Consider the following 24,473-nt stretch of genomic DNA (forward strand, 5'->3'; position numbering starts at 1 on the left):
TAATGTATCACGATATCATTCAAAATCTAAAAGGGTCTATTTTAGATTACTGGTCTTATGAACACTTAGATTAATAAGTGCTTGTATCTTCTCTACACTTTGACCATAGCTTTTTACATCAGTCTCCAATAATTGATTTGCCCAAGTGATATCATACTGCAACTTGGTGATTTCTCCTGAAGGCGAAGTTATTGTCACATAGAAGTCTTCTAAGTTTTCAATTAGGGCAAAGAGCAACACAGCTATTTGCTGTATTTCAGCATCATCATAGCTCGTGTTTTGGGCGCCATCTAATAGCCATTCTAAGCCTCGTTCATCCTCTTTTGTATAGAGTTGTATACTGCTGTGACTAAGACTTGAGGGGATAGGCATCAAGTTAAGGAGTTGACTTACACCGGAATTATCGCCGACATAGGGTATGCGAGCATGCCATAATTCGTTTGTAGAGACAACTTTAACAGAATATGCGGCAGTGGATAAGTGATTGTCAAAAAAAGATTTGACAGCGGATGGATTAGTGATTTTGTAGGAAAAACTGGGCTTTATGTCATTATCAACCCATATTTCAGTATAGTCTGAATTGAAGTTGAAGTATATGTTCATGGGGCTTTCATCGTAAAAGCCATTAAAAACCATTTGAATTCGGTTGGAAGCATCACGACCACCACTTCGACTTTTAGAAACCTCTGACTTGTGTACTTGTAGAGTTTCGATAAATTCTACAAAATCAGGCACACTTGATGCACCAAATGTTGATTTCTGACCTTCACTAATCATCGACCAAGCGGTCACTCTACTTAGGTGATCTTCACTCAAATATATGGAATCCGCATTCAACAAATCAACATGATTGATGGGGTTCGTTATTAACCCAATTCCGATGACGATGATAACCAGTGTTGTAACCATAAGACCCCAGAAAGTCGGTAATTTTACAAACATGGCTATACCTCCTTGTGCTCATCAATAAGTTGTTGGATTTCAAGAATTTCTTTTTTTCTTAATTTTTTATGGCGGGTAAAGGCGGCTAAAAATTGAGGCAATGAGCCATCAAATGAAGTCTCAATAAATTGCTCCCCTTGTAGTGCCCCAAACTCATTTTTTGACATTAAAGAACGGACTATTCCGTTACTATTCTGAAAAATACCCCGATCACATAAGCGCTTCAGCATGGTGTAAGTTGTCGTGCGTTTCCAATCAAATACTTCAGTACATATCTCGGAAAGTTGACGTGACTGGATGGGTTCATGAAGCCAAATCAAATCAGCAAATCGCTGTTCCATCTCACCTAGTTTATATTTATTCATAATGAATTCTCCTTGTCGTATGATTGTAGACTAACTACAGTCTAATAGCATTAGACTAAGATGTCAACATACTTCTTGAAACTGTAATAATAGTAATAAAGAACGATAAGCTTTAAGTCTATTTTGAGAAGAATATTGTGTTGTATAGTAAAAATCATTGATGTAAAATGCATTTATAAAGTTTATTTTATGAGGTATCAACCGAGGGTTTGATAGTTTAACTGTGAAGGGGAGGGTTGTAACGTGATAAATAAAAGAATATTAAGTACGATACATCATGCTTCAAAATGCTTAATCATAGTGTCTGTTATGTTAATGCTCATATCTACAGGATGCACACGTGTTGAGAGCCCAAAGACACCCATACCCATATCTGAGACGCCTGTCGAAGAACCAATAACGCCGGTAGCGGATATAGCAAATCCAACTAAAAATAAGTACGAGGCAATTATACAAGCATATCTAGAACAAATACCGGAAGAAGCTTTAACACAGACACCAGTATTTGAGGAAGACCAGTCTATACTTGTCAATAGGATGGTTCAATTATATAAAGAAAAGGCATCAACCAAGGAAATATATGAATTATATCTTGAGGGGATTAGGCAATTATCACCCAAGCAAGGGGACAAGTTTGTAGCGTACGCCATTTCCGGTATGAATAACAATATATATGATGACTCAATGGATCTAGAAAAAATTGCTTATGACCCCATATTTTTTGAAGAAGCAGATCGGGTGCAATACAAGTATATTGAATTAAGCAGGGACCCAAAACGAATCATGAACCAAGAGGTTCGAGAAATAGTTGAAGCGGCAAAAGACCAAGGCTATTATGTGGCCAGTTCAGAAGGTATGTTATATTACCTAGTGGATTTCACTGTCTTTGCCAAATATAGAAATTATAATACGGCTACTATGGCGACATTAATCGAGATTCTGGCCTTTGATACTCTAGATCCTATGACATCAGATGCAGCTTTGATTGTCAGTGGGAGTACACTTGCGGCTAGAACTTACTACATTGAAAAAAACTAGAAGAGTATCCAAGTTCCCCAGATATGGCACCTTTAGCTATGAGGTACAAAGAATATATGTTCATGTTGTTATACGGCGTCAATAATACACCGACATTTAGCTATGAAACCAATCGATTAACAGATGAAACAATGAGCCTTTTTGAGGAAGTTAAGATGTTAGAGGATTCATATATGTCAGAGTCGGTCAAAGAGTTCAGAAGGATTGTAGAAGCGAATGATGGCATAATCGACGAATCAACAAGAGATAAAACAAAAGAAATATTTGTCAAAATTGATAAAAGATATGGTATAACAGATGATGAGTATTATGATTTTGAACCATGGATGTCAGATACGCCATAATAGGGATTCATATAGTCGTAATTTGTTTGGAAAATCTAATCAAAAATTAACCTCAATTATATCAAAAGTGTAAATTATTTTGATATAATTGAGGTTAGGGTTGCAGTGTTAATATTATACTTCATTGGGGGTGTGTGATGTCAAAAAATATCATTTATTATTTTACAGGCACAGGAAATTCCTTGGCAGTAGCAAGAAGTATCAGTTCGGCCATGACAGATGTTGTGTTGATACCAATGTTAAAAGAAGATGCTCTAACTTATATTGACACACATACAGAAAGCATTGGCCTGATTTATCCTATACATGTCAATGCGTTACCTCATGCTGTTATTCATTTTATTCAGAAAATCCATTTACTTTCTATGACTTATATCTATGCAGTCGCAACACATGGTGGAATCCCCGGAATGTCAGGTCTTTATCTTAACAAGATATTGAAAAAGCAAGGGATTGACTTAAAAACCTATTATGAGATTGAGATGCTTAACAATACACCAAAAGGTATAGCGCCAAAATTCTTAATGCGACTTAACTGGGAATTAGAGATTACACCTGAAGAAGTAGAACACAAGTTGAGTGTTATGAAAATTAAGATAGAAAATATAGTAAAGGGTATAACCGACAAAGAAGAAACGACTTTACAGAAGCCACCATCAGGTACAAGGAGAATGATGTACTGGATGATGCAAATCATGTGGCTGATTAGTAATCCGTCCAAATACAAGCTACAATTTCTTGTGGATGACTCTTGCAATGGGTGCGGAATATGTCAACAAGTCTGTGTAACAAAGCGCATAAAGATGAATGAGGATAAGCCGGAGTGGGTACATGATTATTGCAATTTTTGCTATGCATGTTTTAATTACTGTCCCAAGGAAGCCATTGGCGTCAAGTATTATACCAAGAAACTTGGTCGGTATCATCATCCGGATATAAGTGCCCAGGACATTGCGGCACAAATAAAGTGAAATGCGGGTTAAAGTATTATTAAAATAGAAATAGGAGACGCGTACATATGAAAATAGTTGTGATCCATGGCAGTCCAAGAAAGGGCAATACCTATAAAGCGACTAAGCAGTTCAAAGAAGAAATGGAAAAACAAGGTGAAGTAGAATTTGTTGACTTTTTTTACCAAAAGATATGCCTGAATTTTGCCACGGTTGTATGAACTGTTTTTTAAAGGGAGAGGAATACTGTCCTCACGCAACCCATACGATGCCGGTCTTAGATCAGATGGTATCCGCGGATGCACTTATATTTACAACGCCGGTATTTGTTCTTTCTCTAAGTGGCTGTATGAAATCATTCTTAGATCATTATGCTTATATTTTTATTGTACATAGAGCAAGAAGTGAAATGTTTAATAAAAAAGCATTTATACTAACGTCTACTGTTGGAGCCGGATCAAAAGCTGCCATAAAAACAATCAGTACCAGTCTGAAGTATTGGGGCGTTAACCGAGTGTACAATTATAGCTTTACAACTTTTGGTACCGAATGGGACAATATGGCATTGGATAAAAAATCAAAAATCAAAAAAGAAATCATGAATAAGTCGAAGAAGTTCTATACGGAAGTGAATTCCGGTATAAAGCATAGGCCTTATCTATTCATAAGTTTCATGTTTAAAATGAGCAGATTCATTCTAAAGAAATACGCAGACGAAAGTTCTCTAGATAAGCAGTATTGGATTGATCAAGGTTGGTATTTTGGAGAAAAAAGTCCCTTCTAATAAAAGTGATGAGTTGGAAAATGCGTATGCAGTTATAGTAAAGGAATTATAAATGAGAGGAAACCACAAGATGAAAGTACTTGTAACAGGCGCCACAGGGAATGTAGGGAAATATGTCGTAGAGGCTTTATTAAGACTTAATGAGACGGTAGTTGCAGCCGGTACCCGTACAAACAAGCTTCAAGAGATGTTTGGCGATTTTGTTGAGACAGTCGAACTTGATTTTGAAAAGCCCCACACTTATGAAGGCGCACTCAAAGATGTGGATCGAATATTTTTGATGAGACCGCCCCATTTAGGTAAGCCAGAAGATCTGTATGCATTTTTGGAAGCGGCTAAAAGCCACTCTATTAAGCTGATATCCTTTTTATCCCTTATGGGTGTAGAGAAAAATACAATACCACCCCATCATAAAATTGAAAAGCAGATTGAACAGCTAGGCATTCCTTTTGCGCACATAAGACCGGGATTTTTTATGCAGAATATCTCCGGTATTCATGCGACAGAGATCAAAGAGAAGGATGAAATATTTGTCCCAGCAGGAAGAAGTAAGACAAGTTTTATTGATGCAGAAGACATAGGTCTTGCTATTGCAACCGTGCTACATGAATCAGAACAACACAAAAATACAGCCTATACCATTACTGGACCTGAAGCAATAGATTACTATCAGATTGCAGAGATTCTGAGTCAAGTAACAGGGAGAAGGATTCTATATAAAAAGCCCGGTTTCCTGGGATACCGCCATTACTATATAAAAAAAAGAGGTCTAGACCCCTCGTATGTGAATGTAACGGTTGCCCTTTATTTTATGACAAGATTGGGTACAGCCAAAGCGGTTACGGACGACTTCTATAAACTCACAGGAAAGAACCCCAGAACCTTTATGGCCTTTGCAAAAGATCATATTAATGATTTTGCTGCGCAAGAAAATAAGAATAATAAATGAGTTTTTTATTCGAAAACGGCATATACATTTTAAGAAAAAGTGCTACTGCAGTAAAATTTGCAGTAGCACTTTTCAATGAGAGTAAGGTAATCGAACCGGAAGAACTGTCCCTGCGGTTAGGTTGCTATTCCCACTTAAAAAACCGAAGAGACACAAACGAACACACACCAGCAATTGCGCCCATGACAATGATGGAAGGCAAGACGTTTTCTACCGGTAAGCCAAGTGACGTCGCTTTTAATAGTTTGATTCCCTGAGTCAAGGGCAGCAAATCAGCTGCTTTTTGCATGGCACTTGGCATAACTTCATAGGGTAAAGTAGCCCCGGAAAAAATAAGCATTGGGAAGTAAAGCAAGCTGGCAAGTATACCCGCAACCTTGATATTCTTTGCAAGACCACCGACCATGACACCGATACTGAACATGGACACCAACACCAAAAACCAACCAAGAAGGAAATGCAAAAAATCCCCTTGCATTCTGAAGCCATAAAAAACACTGGCAATCACATAAAGAAGAACCAGAGAAGTCAAAGCATACAAGCCATAGATGGTGATTTGTACCAGTAAAATAATAACAGGTTGTGCAGGTGTTACCTTTAATCTTTTTAGTATTTTTTTGCCCCTATAGTCGGAGATGACAAGGGGCAGCCCCATAACACCACCGGCACTGATGGCAATGGACACAATCGCACCAAAAGATTGTTCTAAAAAAGTATAAGACGCACCATCGTAAGCCGGCTTGTCTCCATAGATGATGCCAAGTATCACAAGTACCACGATGGGCATACAGATGGCAAAGATAAGCATATCCATGCCACGTAGAGATAGTTTTAACTCCGTTTTCAACATTGTATTAAAGGTCTTCATGTGTCATATCCTCCTCATCGCTATACCAAAGGTATGCATCTTCCAGTTTCTCATAGGGGCTTTTTTCGATGGCTTCTGAGACAGTACCGTAGAATACGGTCTCACCCTTCCTTAGAATACAGATGGTGTCGCAGAGTACTTCCACTTCATCCATAAAGTGGGAGGTTAACAAAATGGTAAGCCCAGAATCCTTTAGTTTACGCAGAATCTGCCATACATCGCGTCTGGCCCGAGCATCAAGACCTGTTGTAAGTTCATCTAGTACCACAACTTGAGGATTAGGGATTAGCGCTAAGACAATGAATAAACGTTGTTTTTGACCACCGGAGAGTTCCTTTACCGGTGACTTGATTTTGTCAGCAATTCCAAACTGTGTAAGCAGATCCATATAATCTGCCGGATTTTTGTAGAGGGAAGAGGTTACCTCACAAAGTTCTCCTACTTGTATGTATTCTTGATAATGTGCCTCTTGAAACTGAACACCCACCTTTTCAAAAAGTGTTTTTCGATCATGAATCGGGCTTGAATCCAGTATGGAGATAGAACCAGTATCCGGTTTCTTCGTGCCCAAAATACATTCGACCGTCGTGCTTTTCCCAGCACCGTTGGCGCCAAGTAAGCCAAAAACACTTCCAGCCTTAACGGACAGACTGAGATTCTTAACCGCTGTTAAGTCGCCATAAGATTTTGACAACTGCCTTACTTCAATTACATTTTCCATTTGAATACCTCCTTGGTAATATATGGTTAAAGGGTCAAAACAAAGTTTCACTAAATTCACATTTGAGTCTATGTGAAAGTTCAACTACATAGTTTTGACACCTTAACCATGTATAAAAATAATAACACCAAAGAAAAGTCTGGTGTTATAGTGGAGGGTTGAAGTTATTTATTTTTTTATTTAATTGATGTGAATATTTATTTTTCATATCATAAAGGCTTATCAGGATTGCTTCTGCATTGTTTTTAGCATGTTTTAATGAAATGATTAGATGATCACATACTGAAATAATATCTTTGGTTTCTCCAGGTGTGTTTAGCACTTCTTTAATACTGATGTTTTTATCGACGGAGAGGGCATGCATCATTCTCAAAATAGCAGAAAGTGAATAGTTGGCACATCTTAGGGTCCGTATGATCTTAAGCCGCTTGATGTCCTCGTCGGTATAGATACGATATCTGTTTTCTTTGCGTTTAACTGTAAGGAGCCCATTCATCTCCCAGTTCCTAAGGGTGTCCATGGTGATGTTAAGTTGTTCTGAAACCTCTTTTCGTTTAAGTGCTATGGGAACTGTTTTCTGTTTGCCTTGTAATAGGGCTTGGGTAATCTCGGTAGCTTCATGAGCATATTCTATTTCATTTTGTATGGAAATGAGATAGTCTTGTGTTAAACCAATGGCTTCATCGAAACGACCAGAAGCAGATGCTTTGATAACAGAAAGCATCTGCTTTCGTAGTCCGTTTTGCAGCACTTCGATGTGAAAAGCCGTACGCGCCAACTTAAACTGATCGATATGAAAATCCGTAAAGATACGATACCCATTTTTCTTACGCTTGACGCTTGGAATCAACGCCAGTGTTTCATACAACCGTACCGTATTAGGATGGACGCCTATTATATGGGCCACTTCACTTGTGGTATATGTTTTTTTCATAGATTCACAGCCTTTGCAATCATGGTTATTTAGAATATTTTGGTAGAATCTTTAGTGGATGAATCTTAATAACCATTTTATCACAGCAATCAAAGGGATTCAATCAACACGACCAACTGCCGTATGGGTATTGCCTTATTACGAAGTCTGTGACATTATATAAGAAACATATGTAAGAATAAATAACAATGGAGAAAAGACATGATGAAATTCGTTTATTCAATAGGACTGATATTCTGCGGCCTATTATTAGGACAAGGTATTAGAAAAAGAGTGGACACAGAATCTATAAAAGCCTCCGTACCGGTTGAAAAATATATTAGATTCATTCAAAAATTCGCAATCCTGGGCATTAACCCAATTATCACCCTCGGCGCCTTTTGGGGTGTTCAGATCACCAACATTCGATTTATAGCCCTTCCCATATTAGGTGTAATCGCCATCACTATAGGTGGGATTCTAGGATTTGTGGTATCCAAACAGATGAAACATGGAAGAAAGCAAACAGGTTCTATGTTTGTTTCAAGCTCCTTTACCAACCTCGGTAACTTTGGCGGACTTATATGTTTTGCCTTCTTTGGCGAACTCAGCTATGCCTTTGTTTCCATGTATAAGATGTTTGAAGAGATTCTGTATTTTATGGTTGGTTATCCCATAGCAAAGCTACATGGTGAACAGGACTTAAATATCAAAACCAAAAACCCGTTTCTTAGAATCATTACAGATCCTTTTATCTATGTGTATTTTATTAGCATTACAGTAGGCCTGGTACTTAATGTATCCGGCTATGTAAGACCCGGCATCTACCAGAATATTAATGAGATCTTAATTCCTTTATCCTCCATTTTTTTAATAACTTCTGTTGGTTTTTATATGAAAATACGCGCCATAGGCAGCTATCTAAAAGAATGCATAGCAATCGCTTCAATAAAATTCATCATCATGCCCATCGTCATCGTATCGATAGCTTATCTTATGGGACTTAGAGATATTAATGACGGCTTATTGTTTAAAGTGGTTATCGTACTATCGGCCATGCCACCGGCTTTTAATTCCCTCATCCCACCACAGATTTATGGGTTGGATGTGGATTTGGCAAATTCCAGTTGGTTATTTTCTACAGGCTTATTAATAATAGTTGTGCCGATCTTGTACTATATAGTAAACATGATATAAGCATATAAAATACGCCTCTGTATTGCTTATATTTACCTAAGGTACGAATAAATAATGTTATAAAAGCGTGGATGTAGAGATTACGGATATATAGCTAATAACTACGTTCTATTGGTATTTTGTTTCTGTGATAGAGTTCGTGGGAACGTGATGTTAAATTCAGTACCAACACCTTCTGTATTAACAAGCTCTATTTTGCCCATGTGTTTTTGGATGATGGACTGAGTTAAAGTTAATCCAATACCAATGCCATTATTTCCCGAACGTGATGGATCAGCTCTATAAAAGCGTTCGAATATAAAAGGCGCATCTTTTTCTTGTATGCCTCGACCATTGTCCTTAAACTGAATAAGATAATCACCATGATTATAGTTATTTAATATAATACTTATTTGTGTGCCATCACCTGCATATTTGATAGAGTTCGATAAGAGGTTAATAAAAACCTGTTTAATTTTATCAGCGTCACCATAGAAATGTTCATAACTTTTAGGATTGTATTGATCGCCTAGAGTAATATTCATGGTCATCTGATGTTCGATTAACTCGGTTTCAAAGTTTTGTGCAACAATAGAAATAAGCTTAAAAAAATCGAAATCATCTAAGTTCAATTCGGTATAACTGTTTTCTAATAAGGAAAGTGACTCAATTTCACTGATCAATGTCTTAATTCGAATAATTTCTTCAAAACAGCTTCCAATGCGTTCTGTATTCATCGGAAATATTCCGTCAATCATGGCTTCCATTTGACCCTGTATCGATGTAAGGGGCGTTTTTAATTCATGAGCCATGTCCTGAGTTAATTGTTTGCGAAGTTTTTCTTGTTCACCGATGCGCTTTTGTAAAGTTTGGGCACTATCATATAATGCTTTTAGCTCAAGGGTTTTAATAAAGTTATTGGGTGCTTCAGAGATGGTAGTATCATGCATATTATTAAGATGATGAATGACGGTCTCAATTGGTTTTGTCACACCATTTGCTATAATAATACCGATTAAGATTGCAAGAAACATTGAGAAGAATCCAACATAAAAAAGAACCCGATTTATAGAGGTTAGAAAATATAACTCTTCTTCATTAAAATAGAAAGGGCCTAAGTAACCAACATTTATGGTACCAACAATAGCATTATCAACTATGATATCAAATGTATCTTCCGTGTAATTACCTTCCCAGCGACTATAATGGTTAAACATATTTTTTTTAACATTTGCAATCATAGCCTCACATAGACCGGCATTGTGTTCCATGGCAGACCATAGAGGTGATAAGTCGGCATTATTAACAGTAATAATAAGACCTTTTTCAATGGCTTTAATACCTATGTGTTCGATATCGTTAATATCAAAGCCATTATTTTGGACATAGGAATGACGGATATTATTTCTAATATCCGATACGCGTTGTTCATGTTCATCTATTATGTAATTTTCAAAATTTTTCCGCACACTAAAATTAATCAGTAGGCTAATGATGCCAATAATAATAATAGCTAACAGAACATAGGAAAGAATAAGCTTATTACGTAATTTGAGATTCATCTATTCACAACTTTCTTGGTCACAATACTGATAACCAATACCCCTTATGGTCCTTATATAGTTGTCTGTTGTATAATTGGATATTTTACTTCTGATATTTTTAATATGTGAATCAATACTTCTATTATAGCCTTCATAGTATTTTGTGAAGGCTATGGATGCGAGCTCATCTCTTGTAAATACCTTGGTTGGTCTTCCAAGTAAGACTGTGAACAACTGATATTCTGTTGCGGTCAACAACAGATTATGACCATTAAGCAACACAGTATAGTCACTATCATTAATTTTAAAAGGTCCGGTTGTTGGTGATTCTGAGTCATGAATCAAATCTGATCTTCTAAACAATGCGTTGATGCGTGCTACAAGTTGTCTTGGACTAAAGGGTTTGGTGATGTAATCATCAGCGCCCATATTAAGACCCACAATGATACTGTCCTCATCTGTCTTTGCGGTAATCATGATGATTGGAACACGAGATTTCTCTCGTATAGCTCTACAGATTTCTTCGCCTGATAAGTCGGGAAGCATCAAATCAAGAAGGATTAAGTCGATAGATTCACTATTAAAAAGGTGGAGTGCTTTCTGACCATTTTCTGCAATGATAGGGTTATATCCTGAGTTTCTGATATAAGAACTGATAAACTCTAAAATCTTAGGTTCATCTTCAACAACGAGTATATTTTTTGGATGCATAAGCCACCTCCTTAAACATATTATAGTTTATCTTGTCCTACTCTTCAACAACCTCGATATAACTGGTGATCATACCCATCCAACATGTATAGGCCATCTTACCGGTTTCTTTCGGTGTGAAATAGATGACATTTTCTCCTGGTACCAAAGTATATTCTGTGCCGAGGGATGGAATGGTGATTGGATTATTGCAACCGTTAGTTGTATCAGTATCAGCATAGATTATGAATTTTACAGGGATATCTTTTATAACTTGGATAGGTGCATAATTGTTTGCAGTTAGATCGATGCGTACTTCCTGAAGGTCTTTATTGATAACCGTAGATAAGACTTGATCACCATTGTATTGAAAAGGCAGTAGTATACCAGCCAGCGCAGCACCTCGTGAAAACATAGTTAGTCCAAGTACAAAAATCAAAATACCACTGTACTTCATAATGTTCTTTGAGAATTTGTGATTCAGTAGAGAGCTTATAAAGCCTAGACTGAACATTAAAGGGAAGGTACCAAGGCTAAAATAAAACATAGATAAAGCGCCTCTTACAATACTACCCGTTCCAAGGGCGTATAATTGCATGGATTGTAAAGGTCCACAGGGCATGAAGCCATTAGCCAGTCCAACAAAAAACGGCCCTTTTCTAGACATCTTGTATAAAGCCTTTTGTAGTGATTTTGGGAGCTTAAGTTTCGGTAATGGAAGATCAAAAAGCTTGAGCATACGTATTGCCATTAATACCATAATGAAACTCACAAATAGGGTCACATAACCTCGAGCTTGTCCACTAAAACTTAAAACAGACCCTACACCACCGATGACACCACCGATGATTGTATATGAAGTGATCCGTCCAAGGTTATATAAGAGGCTAGGTTCAAAGGTGCCAGTCTCCCGATATTTATTACACTGACTGATATTGATGCCACCGCACATCGCAATACAATGAACAGATGTTAAGAGCCCTACAATAAATAGAGCACCATAACCCATATGTTGACGAATATTAGGCAAAAAATCAAAAGAAATGCTATTACCATATTTTAGAACCAGAAAACCTAAGACAGTTAGGACCATAAAGATTAGTAAATTTGTTCTTTTTGAATCCACTCTGACGGGCGATACAAAATAACCCACTCTTTCAATATCTGAGATCATCTTTTCTAAGTTTATAACAGAATCGTCATATTCTAGATGAACCAGATTTTTTGAAGCCTTTGCTTTTACATCAATGATGCCTGAGTTTTGGTATAGTGCTTCAGTAATTTTCTTTTCGCAGTGGGCACAGGTCATGCCCTCTATATGTAACTTTTTTTTCATAATTATCTCTTCCAGTTAGCAAAAAGAGGTTCAAAAGCTGCTAGAGATTCTGGGTTAATGGCGATGGTGGTATCATTTTCCGTTTTCATATCATCAACGATAGGAACAGGGTTACAGCCACCTTTTATAAGCTCGATTTGGTCGATTGTGAACTGATTTCCACAGTTGTTACAGATAAGGACATTGCCGAGTTGTTCATAATAGCCTCTACCGGAATTATAACAAACTTGACAGGTGTTAAGTGCAGTACGTACTGTATCGTCATTGGCCCTAACAGCGATGATTTCCATATAAGTGCCATTGGACTCATAAGGATAAAAAGAAGCAGTTTTCGTGATATTTGCTTTGTCAATAATGAGTTCACCAGCATTATTTGATGCTAAGACTTCAGGTTCTGGATCTTTGCCGGTTGCCAAAGTTAGTACCACAATCAATAGGATTGCTATTAGTCCAGAACCCAGATATAACCCCTTTTTTTTGTTTGAATGTTGATTTGTTTTTTTCATCATAACCTCCAAAGTTAATGTTTTATACCATCATACATACCTTATGTGGATTTTTAATGGATTTTTGAAAAATAAGGGGATAGTCAATACCGAATAAAAATATCGACTTTACATACCCTACAGGGGTATGGTATATTGAGCCAAAGGAGGTGTTGTTATGGAACAGTCCCACATCAATCAAAAGATACCAACCGAAAAATCAATAAAAAATCAAAAATCAGTTATGGACAGACTGAGTAAAATAGAGGGTCAGATTCGTGGCATAAAAAATATGATTGAACAAGAAGCATATTGCGATGATATTATTAATCAAATAGAGGCTTCGCGATCTGCACTTCATTCTGTTCAAATTATTTTGCTAGAGAGCCATATAAAAAATTGTGTTATAGATCAGTTACAACAGGGTGATTCTGATGCTGTAGATGAAATATTAAAAACGATTAAGAAACTAACAAAATGACAAGAAATAATTGACAACGATGATATGAACAACACAATGCGAAAGGAGCCTTGATGGATAATCCGGGATATAAAGCAGTGCTTGATGAGGAAAAAAACACACAAAAAATAACATTAAGAGTCAAAGGTATGAGTTGTACAGCTTGTGCAAGTAGTATAGAAAAAGCATTAAATATTGTAGACGGCGTTGTAACGGCTAATGTTAACTTTGCAGTTGAAAAGGTAACCATTGAATATGAACCAATAAAAGTAAGGCTTATAGATCTTCAGAAGAAGGTTGCTTCACTTGGATTATTACATCCAATGCTAGGCGCTGCTGCCATGGCTATAAGTTCATTGAATGTGGTATACAACTCTTTAAGACTCAGAAAAGTAGATATAAGCCCAAGTTATGTAGTATAATATATCAAGTCAATCAGGGGGAAGGAAATTTGATAGATGATGAAACAATCCATAAGAAATTTTATAATTCAAACATGCGTAGTAGCCTTAGTTGCCTTTATAATACAACTAATTTGGGAGTATAGTCAGTGCGGACCTTTTTATATTGCGGATGATCTAACTGGCCATACAAGACTCATGATTAGCGCCACAATTGGAGACATGAATATGAGTATAGTGTTGCTTTGGATGCTGATGTTCATAAATAAGGATGTGAATTGGTTAATAGGCAAATGGTATAGACACGACTATACGATCATGGTTTTTTATGCATTATTTTAAGTTTTTATTTTGAAATTCATGCATTGCATACAGGCCGTTGGGGATACAATCCGGATACCATGCCTATAATACCTGGAACACCTATCGGATGGTTGCCTGTTATTCAGTTACTTATACTTTTTCCAATTATATTTATGGTAAGTCGTAGATTATATATTCAGCTTTCAAAAAAGCTAAAGTCCGATTAGTATTAATGTCTTTTGTTATAGAATGCCGCCAATTGGTTTCGTACTTTTGGCGGCATTTTTTTATTGTTTCTCACAACCTTTTTTTAAGCAATAATCATATTTCTGCCATAGTTATCCTTGATAATTGAGTAATAAGAACAATAGAAAAGGAGTCAGTCCAAAACGACTTTAAGCAGCGATGCAATTGACAAACTGAAAGTATTATACGTTAATGGCGAAATCACAGAAGAAGAATTTTTAAAACGTAAATATGTAATTGAGAGAAAGTAGGTTTATTATGAAAAAAACGAATATATTATTAGTAATTATTGGAATAACGTTTTTAAGTATTGGGATAGGTGGCTACTTACTAACGAGAGATAGTGACAATATTCAAGGACGCAATTATCGTGGAATGGACCCAATTGAGGGAGAATCTATCAGTTTCGGGGATGATTTCTTCAGTGATGGCTATAGGATGCGCGGCATCAATGCGTTCAATCAAGATGTAAACAAGGGTGAAAAGTTTGAATTAGATCTGTTAAAAGTAGAAGTAGAAGAGTATATAGATAGATATGATAGTGGTCTTGCTATAGCGGATATATTTATTTATGAGGACAGCGCGTATTATTTTTCTATTGTTGAAGAAAGTACAGGTAGAGGCGCTATGGAGTTGCTGGTTAATCCTTATACGAAAGAAGTTTTCCCTGAGTACGGACCGAATATGATGTGGAATTTGAAGTATGGCATGCATAATACCGGTGGTATGATGGGAAGAGGCATGATGGGTAACCAAAGATTTGGTAATAGGTCTGGCATGATGTCTGGTCGTGGAATCTTCGGGAATTCATACGATGATGATGATTATAATAGCAGCTTCACAGAAGACAATGTAATTGATGATAAAGAGGCCTATACGATAGGTGAGGCCTATCTTATGAAAAATAATAATGAATTTACACTCGGTGAAGCATATCATGCGTTTTATGGTTATTACACCTTCCATGTTGAAAAAGATGGAAAACCAACAGGCATGATGAGTGTTAATGGGTTTACCGGTCAAGTATGGTATCATGATTGGCATGGTGAATTAATTGAGATTATTGAAGGACATGAAAATGAAGTACAGTAATTTATAGAAAATCCATTATAATTAACTTCTATATGAAATAAAGGAGTGATATTATGCTAAATAAAATCAAGGAAAGTTTGAAAAAATTAATGGATAAGATTGCTGAACAAAACAAGGCAAACTATGGTGAAGGCGGCATTAATTGTTGTGAGTTAAAAGATAATACAGAAAATAAAAGCAAACGGTAAATATCTAAGTATGTTAAGTCCATGAAAATCTATATTATGAATGTGGGATTAGTTTGGGTATTGACATGAGATGAGTTCTCATTTATAATTCATTTTGCGCAAATGACTATTACTATCAATAAGATGCCATGGAGGAAACAAATGAAAAAATAGTATCAATGATCATCGTAGCAGTATTGTTGGTAAGTGTTGCAGGGTGTGGAGTAGAAGAAGAGAAAGTGGTCAATATCTATACAGACAGACATTATGATACAGACCAAGATTTATACGATAAATTCACGGAGCAAACAGGTATTGTTGTAAACGTCGTAAAGGCAGATTCAGATGAACTGCTCGAAAGATTGAAGGCAGAAGGTGAAAATACAGAGGCAGATCTTCTTGTGACATCAGATGTTGGAAGATTATTCAGAGCTGGAGAGATGGATCTTATTAAGGCGTTTAATTCAGATGTTGTAGAATCAAATGTACCCGAACATTTAAGAGCTACAGATGATCTTTGGACTGCATTAACAGTAAGAGCTAGAGTAATTACTTATGCACTAGACAGAGTGGATCCAAGTACATTATCGACCTATGAAGCCTTAACTGAACCTGAGTGGGAAGGCAAAGTTCTAGCTAGATCATCAAGTCATATTTACAACCAATCACTATTGGCATCATTCATTGCTCTAAATGGTGAAGAAGCAGCTAAAGAGTGGGCACAAGGTCTAGTCGCTAATATGGCAAGAACACCTGAAGGTAATGACAGAGACCAAATGAAAGCTGTTGTTGCAGGTGAAGGTGATGTAGCCATTGTAAATACTTATTATCTTGGAAAGTTACTTAACTCATCAGATGAGGTAGAAGTAGAAGTTGGCAAACAGATTGGTGTGTTCTTCCCAAATCAAGAGACAAACGGAACGCATATTAATATTAGTGGCGCTGCATTGACAAAATATGGAACGAATGATGAAGCTGCGATCGAACTTTTAGAATTTTTGACAGGATCAGAAGCACAAAATGACTATGCAAGTGCAAATTATGAATATCCTGTCAATGAAGCAGTGGCGCCATCTGATTTGCTAAAAAGCTTTGGAGAATTGAAGATTCAGAATATTGCTTTATCATTGCTAGGTGAATACAATGATAAAGCAGTTAAAATATTTAATGAAGTTGGTTGGCAATAATTGTTTGCAAGATTTAAAGAAAGGGGACTGAGTCCCCTTTTTGTAATTGTTACTTTAATCATTGTGGCTATAGTATTACCATCAGTTTTTATATTCATTCGACTTTTTCACCCGGTTACAGAATCTTGGTTACATATTAAAGAATATGTTCTGGCAGATTATATTCATAATTCGTTGGTTCTTGTGGCTGGAGTTAGTGTGATAACAGGAATACTAGGCACATTTTTTGCATGGTCATTATCAAAGTATCAATGGCGCTTTGGGTTATTACTTGAAAGTTTATTATTTCTTCCAATGGCGATACCACCTTATATCGCAGGCTATGTTTATGGTGGTATTTTCACACCTTTTGGAACACTTGATAGAATACTAAATCAAGTTGGCAAAGAGCCTATTCGAGTTGATATTTTGTCTAAAGGTGGTGCGATATTTGTTTTCAGTTTGTTCTTGACGCCCGATGTCTTTCTTGTAACAAAAGTTTTTTTTGAGAAGCTACCTAAAAACATAGAGGAATCCTCTAGACTCTTAGGAAGAAATCAGAGCGCCACTTTTTTTAGGGTGATTCTACCGATGTCAAGGGGCGCGTTAGTAGGTGGTATTGTACTTGTGATGCTGGAAGTATTAAACGATTATGGTTTGGTTCGCTATTTTGGTATTCCAACTTTTAGTACAGCTATTTATCAAACATGGTTTGGTATGAGTGACGTAGATGGTGCGGTAAGGTTGGCTGCCAGTCTCATGAGTATTGTCATTATAATACTACTGATGGAGCAGTTTTTCAGAGGGCGAGGACGTTTGAGTCAAGCTAGGGCGATATCAGATGGGGGCATAAAGAAGCGTGCCTCGAAAGTCTACAAAGTCGTTTTCTATGTGCTTACCTTTGTTTATCTATCGCTCGCCTTGATTCTTCCAATCACTCAATTGGTTTGGTGGAGTTCAATTGCTAAACAAACCAACGTTATGAGGCGATTCGGTTCTATTTTGTTTAATACAATTAGTGTTGGTGTTATCGTCACAATCCTTGTGGTTGTTTGTGGCATTCTTATCGGCAACTTGAATCGGCTCAATCCGAGCATATTGTCAAAAATATATGCGCGAATTGTTATTTTAGGCTACTCCGTTCCGGCATCGATCATAGCAATCGGCGTACTTGTTACGTTTATTAGTGTCGATCGTAGCTTATCAGGACTATATGGTATCCTTGATTTGAAGAATTTATTTCTAACAAGCAGTAAGTTTATCCTCATTTTTGCTCTAACCATAAGGTTTATGGCCATTGGCTTTAATAGCATTGAATCCGGATTTAGCAAGATGGGGAAGAAACATTATGAAGCCAGTAAGCTTTTAGGACGTGATGAGTGGTACACTTTTAGGTATGTTGATTTTCCGATATTAAAACCAGCAATCATAAGTGCAGCCATTTTTGCGTTTGTTGACGTGTTAAAGGAGTTACCGTTAACCCTTATACTAAGACCATTCAACTTTGATACATTGGCTACAAGAGTATTTACCTATGCTGGTGATGAGATGATTCATGAAGCCAGTGTCTATTCTCTCATTATTATTGGTGTGAGTATTGTTGCATTGATTTTGCTTAGTTTTATAAGAAAGGGGACCAGAATATGATTAAGCTAATAAATATTTCCTTTCAGTATGACAATGCGAGTACTGAAACGCTGAAAAATATTAATCTAGAACTTGAAACAGGTGAAGTACTTGCAGTTGTTGGACCAAGTGGCGGTGGTAAGTCAACTTTACTCCGTGTAATTGCAGGTCTTGAAAAACCTAAAGTAGGTGAAATATTTTTGGGAGAAAAGTGTTTATGCAAAAAAGGAACATTTGTTAATCCTGAAAAGCGAGGCATTGGCATGTTATTTCAAGATTATGCACTGTTTCCCCATATGACAGTAGCAAAAAATATTGAATATGGGCTTATAGGCATGAATACCACCGAGAGAAAAAAACGCGTCAAAGAAGTCCTTGGTTTGGTCAATTTGGTTGAATATGAAAAAAGATATCCCCACGAGTTAAGCGGCGGTCAACAACAACGCATTGCACTAGCCAGGGCCATAGCGGCAACACCAAAGATATTACTACTGGATGAACCTTTTAGTAATCTTGATACACATTTACTTCAAAGTGTTCGTGAAGAACTTTTTGGAATTATTCGTGAGATTGGTATAACAACAATTATGGTTACGCATAACCCAGAAGATGCTACTACACAAGCGGATCGCGTGATTGAGATTGTTGAGGGCATTGCTTCGGAGAAAAACTGGACTAAAAATAACAAAGGATTTATCTGAAACAAAATCAGGATAAGTCCTTTTGCTGCAATTTAATTCTAAGCTAACCCTATATTCAAAACTATAATTGCTGAGTGCTTTTATCAAAAGTTATATAAATGTATAATTCAGTCATATTTTAAACAAATTTGGTCGGTATAATCTAATATAAGATGAAAGAGAATTCTAATATTAGGAGTGTTAATTATGAAAAAATATATGAATAACCATAAGAAAGTCATTATATCTCTAGGAATTGTTGCCGCCATAGCAAGTTTGGCGTATTTGTATAGAAATGACATTAACAATATTTTTGAAACCCTATCAAGTGGCACCGTGGATGATCTGGTGACTTTGATTCAAAGCTGGGGTATCGGTGCGCCCATTGTAAGCATATTGCTGATGATTTTGCAGGCCTATATAGCACCAATTCCCTCGTTTTTAATTGCAGGGGCCAATGGACTGGTCTTTGGCACTGTTGGTGGTATTATCATATCTTGGATCGGTGGCATGCTGGGTGCTATGGGTACTTTTTATCTAGCGAGACTACTGGGCTCAAAATTTGTGAAGAAATTTGTCCAAAGCAATAGCCTCATGGAAAAGGTAGATGAAATCAGCCAAAAGCACGGTACGAAGGTTGTTTTTATCGGTAGGCTATTACCCTTTATATCCTTTGACTTTTTAAGTTATGCGGCAGGGCTTAGCACCATGAAACCATGGCGATTTTTTCTCGCCACGGCAATAGGGATGATACCTGGTACAGCAGCCTATGTATTACTTGGGAATCAAATACTAAAATACAGCCGCTATACCAATCAAATGTTTTGGATCACCATTGTACTCATACTTGTCTTTATTGTGTATTCCAAAATAAAAAGGCGGATTCGCCAAGAATCGTAATAGGTACAAAGCGCTAAGCCTCTATAAAGTGGATTTGATATAATCTATAAATAGATCGGCCAGCTTGGGATCGAACTGGGTGTAGGTACAGCGTCTTATTTCGTCTATGGCTTCATCGGGTAGCATGGCCTCTTTGTAGGGGCGATTGCTGATCATGGCATCATAGCTATCACATAAGTTCAAGATGCGGGCCCCTAGAGGAATGGCTTCACCGGCAATGCCACGAGGGTAACCCAACCCGTCATAACGTTCATGATGACAAAGCACGATATCCTGAACCTCGGAAAAGCTACCACAACTCTTTAACACCCTGTATCCGACATCCACGTGCTTCTTAATAATATCGTGTTCGAAGACCGTTAAACGACGAGGTAACTCTAATATGGCATAGTCGATGGCTATTTTCCCGATGTCGTGAACAAGTCCGGCTGTCTCATAGGCAATACGTTGGTTATGATCATAATCCAGAAAAGACGTGAAACCAATAATATGTTCTCGAACCCGTTTTACATGTTCCTCTTCTCTTGGATGCTTTTCATGTAAAGTAGATAAGATCCCTTTAATTACATTCTGATGATAATTCTCATTCATAAGCAATTTCTTTTGATACATTCGGTCTTCTGACAGCTTTAACACATCAAGAATCGACTCATCCTCGTGTTCTTTTACCGCAGCGCCAAAAGCAATGGACAGATGAATGCCATTAACTTTTAGTGTGCTTTCTTGAGATTGAAGACGTTTTAGAATCATTTCCACTGTAGCTTTATCAACTTTGTTTAGGATGACCGCGAATTCGTCTCCGCCATATCTGGCCACAATTTCATCTTCACGAAAATGTTCTTTGATAAATTTCCCCGCGGCTCTAAGAAGCTGATCTCCCATAGCATGGCCAAAAGTATCGTTCATTATTTTTAATCCATTCACATCGGCCATTATAATGGCCACTGGAAGGTGTTTTTTATGATCCACTCTATTTAACTCCTCGTTAAAATAACGTCGGTTATAAAGTCCAGTCAATGTATCATGGAAACTCATATATTCAATGCGTTTTTTCTGAATGATTTCATCGGTAATATCTGCAAAGGTACACTGATAATAGCGCCGGCCTTTTAATATGAGTGGATGGCTCGTTAGTTTATAATAGCGCTTGTGTCCACCAACCGGTAACATAATCTGGTCCACCAATTCAGAATCTTTTTTCTCTAACTTTCGCATATGAAAATAGAGGGTATCTTGACTTTCTGGGTGAATCATATCTTGAAGCTTGCTGCCTTTGTTTATGGTAGGCATATATTTCTTACACAGATGATTATACTCAAGGATTATAAATTGATCATCCAAGTACAGATACATCATAGGTGCTTTGTCAAAAAGGACTTCATATTTCTTTTGGATTGTCTCAAGGGCGGTATAACTTGATTTTAACTCTTCATTTTGGAAAATAAGTTCTTCATGATATTGTAGTAAATTTTCTACTATATCTTCTCTTGTTTTATCTTTTAGATTCAAGCGTTTGTGTTGATCTAAGGTCTCAAGAATCCTTTCTCTCATTCTGTCCATAAAATCACCTCGCATTAGTAACACTTTAGTCATTGACTTAAGCTATTATAGTTTAGGTGTTGGTGTGACGCTCCTGAAAGGCAGCTAATTCATTTTGGCTCTGCTTAAGCTGTGTGATATCAACCAGCGTCAGGATGATGCCGTCGATGGCATAATTGGTTGTTCGAAAAGGTCGAATCTTTGCGATATAAGTATTGCCTTTGTCATCATGAATTTCTCGTTCAACTGTGTTTAGGTTCTCAAGAACATGCTCAACATCATGGAAGAGGTCTTTATAAACTTCTGCAACCGATAAATGATGAATAGGTCGCCCAATGTCATTGTCTATAATATTCATAACACGGGTAATCACAGGTGTGATACGCCTTATGCACAACCGGCTATCCAGATACAGCGCCCCGATTTCGGTATTTTTAAGCAAATTATTGAGATCATTGGTGAGCATCGTTAGTTGTTCAATCTTCTGTTGGTATTCATTATTAACGGTGTAGAGTTCTTCGTTAACGGATTGCAATTCTTCATTGGTACTTTGCAACTCTTCATTGGAGGCCACAAGCTCTTCATTAGAGGATTGGAGTTCTTCGTTGGATGTTTCCAGTTCTTCTATAGTGGCTTGAAGGCCTTCTCTTGCAAGTTGGAGTTCTAACTCCAGTTGTTTAACCCGTTCCTGACTCTCTTGGCTCATGTTGATGGTGACCGGCTTAATATTTTTCTCAATATCAGCAAAGTAAAAACTAATCAACAAATAATCCTCTTCATGCATTTCAATAAGAGAACCTTGAATATTTAGAGTTTTTTTCTCATCTCTGCCATATTGAATATTGTCAATACGGATAGTTTTTCGGTCATTTTTTAACCGTCTAAGCAAATTGTTGATATAGAGATTTAACTCCTTATTGACATGGGTTAAGAGTTTGTTGGAGAAGCGTCCGGTTTGTAAGCTGAAAAAGGGTGAAACATCCCCAATAATATGGAGTATATTCTCTTTATTATCCACGATGACAGAGGGTGCCAGATTCTGGCGTAAAACCTCAACCAACATCTGTTCAAACCATAGATTTTTTCGGCTTTTTATAGAGTAGTTATCTTGATCACTGCCACGTAAGGATAAATTGGTTTCAATATGGGTATTCATTTCAAGGCCGAGTTGGGGACGGTAGCTATCTCGAAAACGATAGATTTTCCATTTTGTATCAATTTTTTCAAAAGCATCGTTCATGTCCCCTAAGGATTCACTGCTACCAAGAAAAAGATAGCCTCCTCGGTTAAGGGCATAATAGAAGTTATTAAGGATTTTTTGCTGATACTCACTTTTTATGTAGATAAATAGGTTCCGACAAACAAGTAGATCCAGTTTGCCAAAAGGTGGGTCCTTAAGAATGTTATGCTTAGCAAAGACCACAAGCTTTCTTATTTTCTCATTAATCTGATAACCTTCTTCGGTACTGTTAAAGTATTTGGCAAGGATGAGCGGTTCCATATCCCCAGCAATGCTGGCAGGGTACAAACCGGTACCGGCATATTCAAGGGCACGGCTGTCAATATCTGTTGCAAATAATTTGAGGTCACATTTGAGATTGTGCTGGGCCAAATACTCACTCATAAAAATGGCGATGGAATAGACTTCTTCCCCAGTGGAGCAACCGGCTGACCAGATTCGAATCACATCTTTGTTGTAGTCCAGTTGACTAAGGACGCCAACAGCTAGAGCTTCAAAGGCTTCTTTGTCTCTGAAAAAGCTGGTAACACCAATCAGTAGTTCTCGGTACAAGGTTTCTTTTTCTTTATCGGACTCAGCAAGAAGCTGAATGTATTGGGTTGTATTTTCACAGTCATTCAGTTTGATGCGGCGCTCAATTCTTCGAATCAAGGTGCTTTCCTTGTAACTGGTAAAATCTACAGTCGTAAAGCTTTTTAGAATATGACAGATCTTCGTCAGATCATCAAAGTTATTCTTCTGAATCTCTTTTTCCATACCAAGCGTAGCCGGATATTTAATATACTTCATGATTTCTGTGGTCATTCTTTGAGGCGGCAAGATAAAATCAACAAGGCCCGTAGCGATGGAACTTTTTGGCATACCATCAAACTTGGCACTTTCTTCATCTTGAGCCATGACCATGCCACCCATTTCCTTAATCTCACGAATACCTAAGGTGCCATCGCTTCCAGTTCCGGACAATACGACAGCAATGGCATGTTTTTCTTGGTCTTTTGCTAAGGATCTGAAAAAAATGTCAATGGGCAGAATCAACTGATGTTTCTCATAAACTTGAGGCTTTAACAGGAGACGACCATCTACCATGGTTAGATTATGCCTTGGTGGGATCAAGTAGATTTTATTGGGTTCAGTCATCATTTGATCTTCGGCTATTAAGATCTCCATTTTTGTATGTCTGGCAAGTAACTCATTCATTAAACTTTTGTAATCGGGTGATAAGTGCTGCACCACAACAAATACCAACCCGGAATCATCCGGCATTGCCTTGAAAAACATTTCAAGGGCTTCAAGGCCGCCAGCTGAAGCACCAATGCCTACATAATATTGTTCATCTACCATAAGCTCACCTAGCTTTCGTTAAATCATTTAATTACCAAGCATGAATAAATGCTACTATTTTTTTGTTACTCCAAGAATATCGATTATTTGATAGTAATCATTATACACTCGTCTGTAAAATTATTTTACCACAGAATGCAATAAAAATCAGCTAATTCACAGATTTTTAATCTTTTGAGATGTAAAAATCTAAAAAAAATAGGATGC

Annotated in this window: 27 protein-coding genes; 16 read left to right on the forward strand and 11 right to left on the reverse strand. The window is 37.2% G+C overall.

The genetic code is table 11. The annotated features are described in order from the left end of the window. Positions 1–36: 36 nt before the first annotated feature. Positions 37–942 (reverse strand): DUF4825 domain-containing protein, encoded by a 906-nt coding sequence (locus P0N36_RS05470; RefSeq protein WP_275841830.1) that lies wholly within the window; start codon positions 940–942, stop codon positions 37–39. A 2-nt stretch (positions 943–944) separates the two neighbouring features. Continuing rightward, positions 945–1,307: a BlaI/MecI/CopY family transcriptional regulator gene (locus P0N36_RS05475; RefSeq protein ID WP_275841831.1), complete on the reverse strand. Its 363-nt coding sequence runs from the start codon at positions 1,305–1,307 to the stop codon at positions 945–947. A 243-nt stretch (positions 1,308–1,550) separates the two neighbouring features. Between P0N36_RS05475 and P0N36_RS05480 the strand changes: the two genes are divergently transcribed. The 6 genes from P0N36_RS05480 to P0N36_RS05505 all read left to right on the forward strand — a co-directional run bounded on the left by P0N36_RS05480 (position 1,551) and on the right by P0N36_RS05505 (position 5,372). Beyond that, on the forward strand, positions 1,551–2,345 hold the full coding sequence (locus tag P0N36_RS05480; protein ID WP_275841832.1) for a hypothetical protein: 795 nt from the start codon (positions 1,551–1,553) through the stop codon (positions 2,343–2,345). A 56-nt stretch (positions 2,346–2,401) separates the two neighbouring features. Then, a complete protein-coding gene (locus P0N36_RS05485) occupies positions 2,402–2,689 on the forward strand; it encodes a hypothetical protein (protein ID WP_275841833.1) in 288 nt (95 codons plus the stop codon). A 137-nt stretch (positions 2,690–2,826) separates the two neighbouring features. Further along, complete coding sequence (locus tag P0N36_RS05490; RefSeq protein ID WP_275841834.1) at positions 2,827–3,660, forward strand: EFR1 family ferrodoxin; 834 nt, start codon at positions 2,827–2,829, stop codon at positions 3,658–3,660. A gap of 47 nt (positions 3,661–3,707) precedes the next feature. Then, positions 3,708–3,860, forward strand: a complete 153-nt coding sequence (locus tag P0N36_RS05495) for an NAD(P)H-dependent oxidoreductase (protein WP_275841835.1) — start codon at positions 3,708–3,710, stop codon at positions 3,858–3,860. Next, positions 3,857–4,423 (forward strand): flavodoxin family protein, encoded by a 567-nt coding sequence (locus P0N36_RS05500; RefSeq protein ID WP_275841836.1) that lies wholly within the window; start codon positions 3,857–3,859, stop codon positions 4,421–4,423. Before P0N36_RS05495 ends, P0N36_RS05500 begins: the two co-directional genes overlap by 4 nt. A gap of 70 nt (positions 4,424–4,493) precedes the next feature. Beyond that, positions 4,494–5,372: an SDR family oxidoreductase gene (locus P0N36_RS05505; RefSeq protein WP_275841837.1), complete on the forward strand. Its 879-nt coding sequence runs from the start codon at positions 4,494–4,496 to the stop codon at positions 5,370–5,372. Between the two features lie 124 nt (positions 5,373–5,496). On the opposite strand, the gene P0N36_RS05510 is transcribed toward P0N36_RS05505, so the two are convergent. The 3 genes from P0N36_RS05510 to P0N36_RS05520 form a co-directional block, all read right to left on the reverse strand. Then, positions 5,497–6,240, reverse strand: a complete 744-nt coding sequence (locus P0N36_RS05510) for an ABC transporter permease (RefSeq protein ID WP_275841838.1) — start codon at positions 6,238–6,240, stop codon at positions 5,497–5,499. Then, positions 6,227–6,961, reverse strand: coding sequence for an ABC transporter ATP-binding protein (locus P0N36_RS05515; protein WP_275841839.1), 735 nt, complete (start codon positions 6,959–6,961; stop codon positions 6,227–6,229). Before P0N36_RS05515 ends, P0N36_RS05510 begins: the two co-directional genes overlap by 14 nt. Positions 6,962–7,106: 145 nt before the next feature. Next, positions 7,107–7,895 carry a MerR family transcriptional regulator gene (locus P0N36_RS05520; protein ID WP_275841840.1) on the reverse strand — a complete coding sequence of 263 codons (789 nt, stop codon included), beginning with the start codon at positions 7,893–7,895 and terminating at the stop codon, positions 7,107–7,109. Between the two features lie 201 nt (positions 7,896–8,096). Between P0N36_RS05520 and P0N36_RS05525 the strand changes: the two genes are divergently transcribed. Next, entirely contained in the window at positions 8,097–9,071 is a 975-nt protein-coding gene (locus P0N36_RS05525; protein ID WP_275841841.1) for an AEC family transporter, read from the forward strand. A gap of 101 nt (positions 9,072–9,172) precedes the next feature. Here P0N36_RS05525 and P0N36_RS05530 read toward each other — a convergent pair whose 3' ends face one another. From P0N36_RS05530 to P0N36_RS05545, 4 genes are read right to left on the reverse strand one after another with little or no spacing between them, the layout of a single operon-like run. After that, positions 9,173–10,612 carry a sensor histidine kinase gene (locus tag P0N36_RS05530; RefSeq protein ID WP_275841842.1) on the reverse strand — a complete coding sequence of 480 codons (1,440 nt, stop codon included), beginning with the start codon at positions 10,610–10,612 and terminating at the stop codon, positions 9,173–9,175. Continuing rightward, positions 10,613–11,305 (reverse strand): response regulator transcription factor, encoded by a 693-nt coding sequence (locus P0N36_RS05535; protein ID WP_275841843.1) that lies wholly within the window; start codon positions 11,303–11,305, stop codon positions 10,613–10,615. A 37-nt stretch (positions 11,306–11,342) separates the two neighbouring features. Beyond that, positions 11,343–12,620 carry an urease accessory protein UreH domain-containing protein gene (locus P0N36_RS05540; protein WP_275841844.1) on the reverse strand — a complete coding sequence of 426 codons (1,278 nt, stop codon included), beginning with the start codon at positions 12,618–12,620 and terminating at the stop codon, positions 11,343–11,345. 2 nt (positions 12,621–12,622) lie between these two features. Beyond that, a complete protein-coding gene (locus P0N36_RS05545) occupies positions 12,623–13,126 on the reverse strand; it encodes a DUF2318 domain-containing protein (RefSeq protein WP_275841845.1) in 504 nt (167 codons plus the stop codon). A gap of 157 nt (positions 13,127–13,283) precedes the next feature. Here P0N36_RS05545 and P0N36_RS05550 point away from each other — a divergent pair, with 157 nt between their 5' ends. The 9 genes from P0N36_RS05550 to P0N36_RS05585 all read left to right on the forward strand — a co-directional run bounded on the left by P0N36_RS05550 (position 13,284) and on the right by P0N36_RS05585 (position 20,146). Beyond that, positions 13,284–13,586 carry a metal-sensing transcriptional repressor gene (locus P0N36_RS05550; RefSeq protein ID WP_275841846.1) on the forward strand — a complete coding sequence of 101 codons (303 nt, stop codon included), beginning with the start codon at positions 13,284–13,286 and terminating at the stop codon, positions 13,584–13,586. A gap of 53 nt (positions 13,587–13,639) precedes the next feature. Next, entirely contained in the window at positions 13,640–13,987 is a 348-nt protein-coding gene (locus tag P0N36_RS05555) for a cation transporter (protein ID WP_275841847.1), read from the forward strand. 692 nt (positions 13,988–14,679) lie between these two features. Continuing rightward, positions 14,680–14,766 (forward strand): SHOCT domain-containing protein, encoded by an 87-nt coding sequence (locus tag P0N36_RS15720; protein ID WP_442957181.1) that lies wholly within the window; start codon positions 14,680–14,682, stop codon positions 14,764–14,766. Positions 14,767–14,773: 7 nt separating this feature from the next. Further along, positions 14,774–15,607, forward strand: a complete 834-nt coding sequence (locus tag P0N36_RS05560) for a hypothetical protein (RefSeq protein WP_275841848.1) — start codon at positions 14,774–14,776, stop codon at positions 15,605–15,607. Between the two features lie 53 nt (positions 15,608–15,660). Further along, positions 15,661–15,795: an LDCC motif putative metal-binding protein gene (locus tag P0N36_RS05565; protein ID WP_275841849.1), complete on the forward strand. Its 135-nt coding sequence runs from the start codon at positions 15,661–15,663 to the stop codon at positions 15,793–15,795. A 128-nt stretch (positions 15,796–15,923) separates the two neighbouring features. Next, a complete protein-coding gene (locus P0N36_RS05570; RefSeq protein WP_275841850.1) occupies positions 15,924–16,961 on the forward strand; it encodes a Fe(3+) ABC transporter substrate-binding protein in 1,038 nt (345 codons plus the stop codon). Continuing rightward, a complete protein-coding gene (locus tag P0N36_RS05575; protein ID WP_275841851.1) occupies positions 16,962–18,587 on the forward strand; it encodes an ABC transporter permease in 1,626 nt (541 codons plus the stop codon). Continuing rightward, a complete protein-coding gene (locus tag P0N36_RS05580; RefSeq protein WP_275841852.1) occupies positions 18,584–19,267 on the forward strand; it encodes an ABC transporter ATP-binding protein in 684 nt (227 codons plus the stop codon). Before P0N36_RS05575 ends, P0N36_RS05580 begins: the two co-directional genes overlap by 4 nt. Before the next feature lie 186 nt (positions 19,268–19,453). Beyond that, entirely contained in the window at positions 19,454–20,146 is a 693-nt protein-coding gene (locus P0N36_RS05585; protein WP_275841853.1) for a TVP38/TMEM64 family protein, read from the forward strand. A 21-nt stretch (positions 20,147–20,167) separates the two neighbouring features. Here the strand turns inward: P0N36_RS05585 and P0N36_RS05590 are convergent, their stop codons facing one another. Beyond that, positions 20,168–21,706: a diguanylate cyclase domain-containing protein gene (locus P0N36_RS05590; protein WP_275841854.1), complete on the reverse strand. Its 1,539-nt coding sequence runs from the start codon at positions 21,704–21,706 to the stop codon at positions 20,168–20,170. 52 nt (positions 21,707–21,758) lie between these two features. Beyond that, positions 21,759–24,266 carry a chemotaxis protein CheB gene (locus P0N36_RS05595; RefSeq protein WP_275841855.1) on the reverse strand — a complete coding sequence of 836 codons (2,508 nt, stop codon included), beginning with the start codon at positions 24,264–24,266 and terminating at the stop codon, positions 21,759–21,761. Positions 24,267–24,473 lie beyond the last annotated feature (207 nt).

The sequence above is a fragment of the Petrocella sp. FN5 genome, from assembly GCF_029210395.1.
Lineage (GTDB): Bacteria > Bacillota > Clostridia > Lachnospirales > Vallitaleaceae > Petrocella.